The organism is Ruegeria sp. CDSB086 (genome assembly GCF_059611065.1).
Window position 1 is genome coordinate 191,218 of the sequence record NZ_JBXWOV010000009.1, and the last position, 7,571, is coordinate 198,788.

At 58.1% G+C, this 7,571-nt stretch carries 8 protein-coding genes; 7 read left to right on the forward strand and 1 reads right to left on the reverse strand.

Annotation, left to right across the window (positions count from 1 at the left end; all coding sequences use genetic code 11):
• Positions 1-96: 96 nt before the first annotated feature.
• From AC2FIO_RS18575 to AC2FIO_RS18600, 6 genes are read left to right on the forward strand one after another with little or no spacing between them, the layout of a single operon-like run.
• Entirely contained in the window at positions 97-1,251 is a 1,155-nt protein-coding gene (locus tag AC2FIO_RS18575) for an LLM class flavin-dependent oxidoreductase (RefSeq protein WP_282170550.1), read from the forward strand.
• On the forward strand, positions 1,251-2,141 hold the full coding sequence (locus AC2FIO_RS18580) for an aldo/keto reductase (protein WP_496699518.1): 891 nt from the start codon (positions 1,251-1,253) through the stop codon (positions 2,139-2,141). Before AC2FIO_RS18575 ends, AC2FIO_RS18580 begins: the two co-directional genes overlap by 1 nt.
• A complete protein-coding gene (locus AC2FIO_RS18585; RefSeq protein WP_058272664.1) occupies positions 2,141-2,656 on the forward strand; it encodes a flavin reductase family protein in 516 nt (171 codons plus the stop codon). Before AC2FIO_RS18580 ends, AC2FIO_RS18585 begins: the two co-directional genes overlap by 1 nt.
• A 52-nt stretch (positions 2,657-2,708) precedes the next feature.
• On the forward strand, positions 2,709-3,296 hold the full coding sequence (locus AC2FIO_RS18590; RefSeq protein WP_058272639.1) for a TRAP transporter small permease: 588 nt from the start codon (positions 2,709-2,711) through the stop codon (positions 3,294-3,296).
• Positions 3,297-4,586, forward strand: coding sequence for a TRAP transporter large permease (locus AC2FIO_RS18595; protein ID WP_058279679.1), 1,290 nt, complete (start codon positions 3,297-3,299; stop codon positions 4,584-4,586).
• A gap of 24 nt (positions 4,587-4,610) precedes the next feature.
• Positions 4,611-5,672, forward strand: coding sequence for a TRAP transporter substrate-binding protein (locus AC2FIO_RS18600; protein WP_058272641.1), 1,062 nt, complete (start codon positions 4,611-4,613; stop codon positions 5,670-5,672).
• A 33-nt stretch (positions 5,673-5,705) separates the two neighbouring features.
• Here AC2FIO_RS18600 and AC2FIO_RS18605 read toward each other — a convergent pair whose 3' ends face one another.
• Positions 5,706-6,176, reverse strand: coding sequence for a tetratricopeptide repeat protein (locus AC2FIO_RS18605; RefSeq protein WP_496699521.1), 471 nt, complete (start codon positions 6,174-6,176; stop codon positions 5,706-5,708).
• A gap of 84 nt (positions 6,177-6,260) precedes the next feature.
• Here AC2FIO_RS18605 and AC2FIO_RS18610 point away from each other — a divergent pair, with 84 nt between their 5' ends.
• Positions 6,261-7,460, forward strand: a complete 1,200-nt coding sequence (locus tag AC2FIO_RS18610) for a cytochrome-c peroxidase (protein ID WP_496699523.1) — start codon at positions 6,261-6,263, stop codon at positions 7,458-7,460.
• Positions 7,461-7,571: the final 111 nt, after the last annotated feature.

The following is a 7,571-nucleotide window of genomic DNA, read 5'->3' on the forward strand; positions in this document are numbered from 1 at the left end:
TTCACTCAGTCGCAGGAAAAATTGATACACCATTGATCTACATCAATGTGATTGCTACGCAAGAGGAAAGTCACAGCCACGCGGAGAACGAATCAGATGACCATCGTCCCCATCACCTCACCCGATCTGAATGCGGCCGAGGTTTCGTGGTTTGCGGCGTTGTGTTCCGACGATTACCAGTTTCTTGGAATGCCTGATGGCGACCTGCGATCCAGCTGGGATCACTGTTCAGGCATCGTAAAAGAGGCCGAGGCGCAAGGGTTTAGAAACATCCTCTGCCCGTCGTCCTATCAGGTGGGGCAAGACACGCTTAGCTTTGTGGCAGGCTGCGCACCGATCACCGACAAAATCAACATGCTGGCCGCGGTGCGCTGCGGCGAGATGCAGCCCATCATGCTGGCCCGCACCATCGCGACACTGGATCACATGCTGCAGGGACGGCTAACGGTCAATATCATCTCGTCTGATTTCCCCGGCGAGAAAGCCGACAGCGCCTATCGCTATCAGCGTTCACGCGAAGTCGTGGAAATCCTGAAACAGGCGTGGACGCAGGATGAGATCAATCATGCGGGCGAGGTCTATAGCTTCTCGGGCCTGACGACCGACCCGGCGAAGCCATATCAAACCGGCGGGCCGCTACTGTATTTCGGAGGCTACTCCCCATCCGCTCTGGAACTGTGCGGTGAACATTGCGACGTCTACCTGATGTGGCCCGAAACCAAAGATCAACTGGCCGAACGGATGAAAGCCGTCCACGCGGTTGCCGAGAACTACAACCGCACACTGGATTACGGCCTGCGCGTGCACATGATTGTCCGCGATACCGAGGCCGAAGCGCAGGAATACGCCGACTACATCGTCTCAAAACTGGATGACGAATACGGTCGCGCCATCCGTGAGCGTGCTTTGGATTCGACATCACTGGGCGTCGCTCATCAGGCCAAAAACCGCGATCTGGCGGATGAATATGGCTATGTCGAACCCGGCCTTTGGACCGGCGTTGGCCGCGCACGGTCGGGGTGCGGCGCAGCACTGGTCGGATCGACCGATCAGGTCATGTCCAAGATCGAAGAGTATCAGAAGATGGGCATCCGCGCCTTCATCTTCTCGGGCTATCCTCACATGGACGAGGCCCGCCATTTTGGCAGCCGTGTTATGCCTAACCTGAAAACCTGTTCCCTTCCCGAAGCTTACGGAAGGGTTCCCGCAAATACCCCGGCCACCCCGCTGGGCAATGGAGTTCGCCGCTGATGCAACGTGTAAAACTATCTGACTCGCTGGACATGAGCCGCCTTGTCTATGGCATGTGGCGGCTGGGCGATGATACGGATACATCGGCAGACCATGTCGAGGCCAAGATTCAGGCCTGTCTGGATCAGGGCATCACCACCTTCGATCAGGCCGATATCTATGGCGGATACGCAGCAGAGGCCGTTCTGGGCAATGCCTTGCGCGCAAATCCAAGCCTGCGTCAGCAGATGGAAATCGTCACCAAATGTGACATCGTCGCGCCGATGGGTCGGTATGCGGACGCCAAGTGCAAATACTATGACACCTCGCGCGCGCATATCCTGAAATCGGTTGAGACATCGCTGTCCGAAATGGCCATCGATCATATCGACTTGCTGCTGATTCACCGCCCCGATCCATTCATGGATCATCACGAAACAGGTGCCGCGCTGGACGAAGTTGTCGCCAGCGGCAAGGTCGGCGCGGTTGGCGTGTCGAATTTCCGCCCATGGGACTGGAGCCTGCTGCAATCGGCGATGAAAACCCAATTGGTGACCAACCAGATCGAGATTTCTCTGGGCGAAATCGGCCCCTTCACCAACGGTGATCTGGCGTTTCATCAGCAGCATGGCCAGCCGGTGATGGCGTGGTCACCCTTGGGTGGCGGGTTGCTGATAGCTGGAAACCCTCCGGTCGGGGTTGTAGCGGACGAAATCGCTGAGGAATTCGGCGTGGATCGCGCCGCCGTGGCGGTGGCGTTTCTTCTGGCCCACCCTGCAGGCATTCTTCCAGTCTTGGGCACCAACAATCTGGACCGGATCAAGCGCATCTCTGACGCGCTGAAAGTCAATTTGGATCGCGAAAGCTGGTACCGCCTGTATGAGGCGGCACTGGGGCATGAGGTACCATGATGAATGCAATCTCAAAGGACATGACCCGCACATTCGTTCCCCACAGGGACGATACCCGAACCTTGCGCGACGCTTTTGGTCGTTTTGCCACCGGTGTCACCGTTGTCACCTGTGACAGCACGGACGGGCCGGTTTGCATCACCGCAAACAGTTTCTCGTCCCTTTCGCTGGACCCACCACTTGTCATGTGGGCGGGCGATCGCAACTCGCGCCGGTTCCGTTATTTCCAAGAAGCACGGCATTTCAGTGTTCACGTCCTTTCAGCGGAACAGGCCGAGCTTTGCTTTGGATGCTCGAAAGACGCGTTTGCGCTTCAGGATATCGACCACGAGCGCTGTGAAAATGGAACCCCGCTGCTGCCCGATTGTCTGGCCCGTTTCGAATGTGAGCAACACGCTTATCACGACGCTGGCGACCACGTTATCGTTATTGGAAAGGTCCTGCGTGCCAGTATGGCGGACGGAGACGCATTGACCTTCTACGCCGGAAAGCTCGGCCAATTCGCGCACCAGTAAGCGCGGAATAACTGTCGCGGTGGAAACCCGCGGCTGAAAAGGGAGGATCCGCATGGGCGGATTGACGTCGGTGCTTGCACCGATCGCGTTTGTTAATGAAACCGTGCTGCGATTGGGCCGCGCGGTTGGTGTCGTTGCGATTGCGCTTATGGTAATCGCGATCCTGATTCAGGTGTTTTTCAGATACGTTCTGGGCAACGCGCTGCCTTGGCCGGATGAGGCCGCTCGGTTCTGCATGCTATGGATGACCGGCCTGATGGCCCCCACGGCATTTCGGCGCGGCGGGTTTGTCGCTATCGACATGGTGCCCCTGATGCTGCCGCGAGGGGTTGGGCAAACCCTGAACATCCTGCTGCTGCTGGTTTCGCTGGCCGTTTTGCTGGTGGCCGTCAAAATCGGCTGGTCCGAGGTCACCGGGTTTGGCGGCAAGTTCGCCACCGCTGCGCTGTATCTGCCAACGTCCTTTGGGTTTGACGAGTGGTACCGCATTCCGCGCAGCTGGATGATGGCCTCACTGTTGGTTGGGGTCATCCTGCTGATTTCAGTCAATATCGAGCTGATCTTGCGCGCCGTCGTGACCCTGTTGGGCGGCGGTCATCTGCTGCCGGACATTGCCGATGCACCTGTGGGGGCCGAATAGATGCTGATATGGTTCCTGCCCACATTTCTGGTGTTTCTGCTGATCGGCCTGCCGGTCTTTTTTGCATTGCTGGCTGCACCAGGCATTCTTCTGTGGTTGAACGGTCAGACGGCCGACATCACGCTGCTGTATCGCAATGTCTATAACGGCATGGACAGCTTTCCGCTGATGGCCATCCCCTTCTTCATGCTGGCCGGAGAGTTGATGAACCGCGGCGGCATCACAATCCGTCTGGTTGAGTTCAGCCAAGCCCTGATGGGCCATTTTCGGGGCGGTCTGGCGCATGTAAATGTGCTGAGTTCGATCCTGTTTGCCGGGCTGTCAGGCTCAGCCGTGGCCGATACGTCGGCGCTGGGTTCAATGCTGATCCCAGCGATGGAAAAACAGGGCTATACCCGCAAGTTCGCCGCCGCGATCACGGCGGCCAGTTCCGTGATCGGACCGATCATTCCACCATCAGGCATCATGATCATCTACGCCTATGTCATGGGCGAAAGCGTGGCCGCTCTTTTTCTTGCCGGCATCGTACCCGGCGTGATGGTCGGCGTCGGCTTGATGCTGATGATCAAGGTGATGGCCGACAAATACGACTTCCCCGTCGCCAGCCGAAAATACACCTGGGGCGAGCGCCGTCAGGCCAGCCTCAAAGCGTTCTTCCCCCTGCTGACACCTGTCATCATTCTGGGCGGTATTCTGGGTGGTATCTTCACCCCAACCGAGGCCGCGGCGGTCGCTGTCGGCTATGCGTTCCTCATCGGCTTTTTTGTCCTGCGCACGCTGACGCTGAAAGAGGTACCTGAAATTCTCAGCAATGCGGGTCTGACCTCGGCCGTCGTTTTGTTGCTGGTCGGCGCGGCGATGGCCTTCAAAACCGTGGTCAGTCTCAGCCATGCGCCCGAACAACTGGCCGAGTTGATCCTCAGCCTGTCAGAAAATCCGCTGATCCTGCTGTTCCTGATCAACCTGCTGCTGTTTGTCGTCGGCATGTTCCTGGACGCAGGACCGGCGATCATCATCCTTGGCCCGATCCTTGCGCCGATCTTCACCAGCCTGGGCGTCGATCCGATCCACTTTGCCATCATCATGAGCGTCAACCTGACCGTTGGTTTGGCCACGCCGCCCATGGGTTTGGTCCTGTTCGTGGCCGCCGCCGTGTCGCGCGAAAAGGTCGAGACGATCGCCAAGGCGATCCTGCCGTTTCTGGCCGTCGAAATCATAGTGATCTTCCTGATCACTTATATCCCCGCACTATCCATGACGATCCCGAGAATAACGGGATTTGCAAACTGACTGAGTATCACAGGGAGGAAACGCATGCTCGGAAGATTTATCAAAACAGCAGCCTTAGCGACGTCGCTGGTTGCCGCAACCGCCATTGCGGCCACTGCGGCTGACTACACGCTGCGCGCGACCGCAAACTCAAACGAAAACGACGAGGATTATGACGGCCTGATCGTCTTCAAGAACTATGTCGAAGCGGCCTCAAACGGCGCGATTGAGGTGGAGCTGTTCATCGGTACGCAACTCTGTTCGAATGGCGCCGAATGCCTGCAGGGCGTGGCTGATGGCACAATCGACATCTACATCTCCACCTCTGGTGGCGCGTCGGGCATCTTCCCATATGTGCAGGTTCTCGACCTGCCCTACCTGATGGCGGATGACCGCGTGGCCGAGCGTGTACTATCTGGTGATTTCACCCGCACAATGCGCGAGATGGCGCTGGAGGATTCCGGCGGTGCGATCCGCCTGATGACCATCGGCAATACCGGTGGCTGGCGGAACTTCGCGAACACGCAACGCCGGATCGCAGAACCTGCCGACATGGAAGGCCTGAAAATCCGCACCGTGGTCGCCGACCTGCCTCAGGAACTGGTCAAGGCTCTGGGCGCGTCGCCCACCCCGATCCCGTGGCCGGAACTGTTCACCAGTTTCCAGACTGGCGTTGTTGAGGGATCCAAGAACGGCATCACCGACATCATGGGCATGAAGTTCCCGGATGCGGGCCTGCAATACGTCACGCTGGACGGCCACGCCTACATGGGTGCACTGTGGTGGATGAATAATGCCAAGTTCCAGGAGATGCCCGAAGAACTGCGCCGTGTTGTGGTGGATGGGTTCTATGCCCTGCAGCAAGCGACCTTTGCATCGCCCAAGCGCAAGTCGATCCAGGCCTATGAAGATTTCGTCGCAGGTGGTGGTGATCTGTACGTTCCAACTCCCGAACAGAAAGCCGCGTTCAAAGACGCAGCAACACCGGTTTACGAGTGGTTCCAGTCCAACGTGGCCCGTGGGGATGAGATCTTTGCCGCGCTGACCGAGGCCGTGTCCATCGCCGAAGGCGAGATCAATGCGTCGCGTGATGCAGACCTGAACTAAGTAAAACTGGGTCGGGCCTTATGGCCCGGCCTTTTACCGAAACGGGTACATCCACCCTTTGTAGTCGTTGACCAGAACATGCGCTTTTTCGATCTGCTCCGGCGACATTTTCTTGACCACTTCCTCAAGGCTGATTGCCGCATCGGGATCGCCGCCAATGGCGCTGAGCGTGTACCACATGTAAGCCCGCACAAAATCAGGCGCGGGCATGCCAAGGCCCAACTCATAGTACCAGCCAACGCCGGACTGCGCCCCCGGATGCCCTTTCATCGAGGCGCGCAAATACCATTCAAACGCCCTTTCATAGTCTTGCTCGACGCCCAGCCCAAGGCCGTACATCACGCCAATCAGTTCCTCTGCCTCGGCATTGCCCGATCGGGCAGCGGGCATCAGTTCCTCGCGCGCGGCCTCGAACGCGCCGGCCTCCATCATGTCACGGGCCTGCTCCAGTTCGGCCAGCGCCGGGGTCGCAACACAGCAAAGGGCAAATACAAACTGGCGCATGGAGCTGTTTTCCTTTTCGTCGGTGCGGCGGCAGCGCAGGATTTACCGCGCCCGCTGACGGATAATGACTTCATCGCCTTTGATATGGAACAGGCCGCCATCGGTCATCAACTGTTTTACGATCCGATCCTGTCCGGCAATCAGAACATCACCTGCGCCCATTGCCATCACCCGGATTTCGGCACGTCCGACGGGTTATCGCTGGGTATTGGCGAGGGTGGTCAGGGGCTCGGCCCAGACCGAACCCCTGGTACCAGAGCGGAAAAAATCCGCAAACGTATTCCGCGCAATTCGCCGGGTTTATGGAACCTTGGGGCAAAAGACATTCATACGGTATTCCATGATGGCCGCCTGAGTATTTCAGACGTGTATGGCAACGGCTTCAATTCACCTGCGCAGGAATGGTTGCCTTACGGGCTGAATTCGCTGCTGGCCGCGCAATCGCTGTTCCCACTGACCTCGCAATTCGAAATGGCCGGGAATGTCGCCGAAAACCAGGTCACGGGCGCGGTCCATGATCGCATCGACAAGGGTTGGCCGATTTTGGCAAAACGCGTCCGCACCGATCCGCGTTATGGCCCGGCAATGGTCGCCGCGTTTGACGAGGTCGAGACGACCGAAGACATCTCGATCACACAAATCGCCAACGCGCTGGCGGCGTTCATGGCCACCGAATGGCGCAGCACCGACAGCCCGTTTGATCGGTATCTGGCCGGGGACACAAATGCCCTGTCGCCGGCCCAACAGAACGGAATGAACCTTTTCTACGGAAAGGCGCAATGCTCTGACTGCCATTCCGGCCCGCTGATGTCCGATCAGAAATTCCACGCTCTGGCCCTGCCACCCTTTGGTCCCGGTCGTACCCGGCAGTGGGACCCCTATGTTCGCGACGTGGGCCGGATGGGCGAAAGTGACCGGCTTGAGGATGCCTATCGCTTCCGTACTCCGATGCTGCGCAACGTGGCCTTGACCGCACCTTACGGCCACAACGGCGCCTTTCCTGACCTTGAAAGCATGATCCGCCATCATCTGGACCCTTTGGCCAGTTTCGCAAACTGGGCACCCGAAATGGCGCAATTACCCAGTGTACCATGGCTGCAAAAGGCAGATTTTGTTGTTTGGCAGGACCAGTTTGAGATGCAGCGTGTGCGCAGTAAGATCGACATCGCTCCGGTGAAACTATCACAAACGGAAATCAGCAGCCTTGTCTCGTTTCTGCACGCCCTGACCGGGGCCAGCGTGGACACGCCACCCTTTGGCGTACCCGTTGACTTCGCACCCTAAGAAAAACCCCCGCTTTTCAACGGGGGCTTTGATTTTACTCAGCGGCTTCTTCGTAAGCGTCCATTGGGGGGCATGTGCAGATTAGGTTTCTGTCGCCATATGCGTTGTCGA

Excerpts from the sequence above, each read along its gene's own strand:
- AC2FIO_RS18575 (WP_282170550.1), top strand. The coding sequence starts at position 97 with ATGACCATCGTCCCCATCACCTCACCCGATCTGAATGCGGCCGAGGTT.
- AC2FIO_RS18580 (WP_496699518.1), top strand. The coding sequence starts at position 1,251 with ATGCAACGTGTAAAACTATCTGACTCGCTGGACATGAGCCGCCTTGTC.
- AC2FIO_RS18585 (WP_058272664.1), top strand. The coding sequence starts at position 2,141 with ATGAATGCAATCTCAAAGGACATGACCCGCACATTCGTTCCCCACAGG.
- AC2FIO_RS18590 (WP_058272639.1), top strand. The coding sequence starts at position 2,709 with ATGGGCGGATTGACGTCGGTGCTTGCACCGATCGCGTTTGTTAATGAA.
- AC2FIO_RS18595 (WP_058279679.1), top strand. The coding sequence starts at position 3,297 with ATGCTGATATGGTTCCTGCCCACATTTCTGGTGTTTCTGCTGATCGGC.
- AC2FIO_RS18600 (WP_058272641.1), top strand. The coding sequence starts at position 4,611 with ATGCTCGGAAGATTTATCAAAACAGCAGCCTTAGCGACGTCGCTGGTT.
- AC2FIO_RS18605 (WP_496699521.1), bottom strand. The coding sequence starts at position 6,176 with ATGCGCCAGTTTGTATTTGCCCTTTGCTGTGTTGCGACCCCGGCGCTG.
- AC2FIO_RS18610 (WP_496699523.1), top strand. The coding sequence starts at position 6,261 with ATGGAACAGGCCGCCATCGGTCATCAACTGTTTTACGATCCGATCCTG.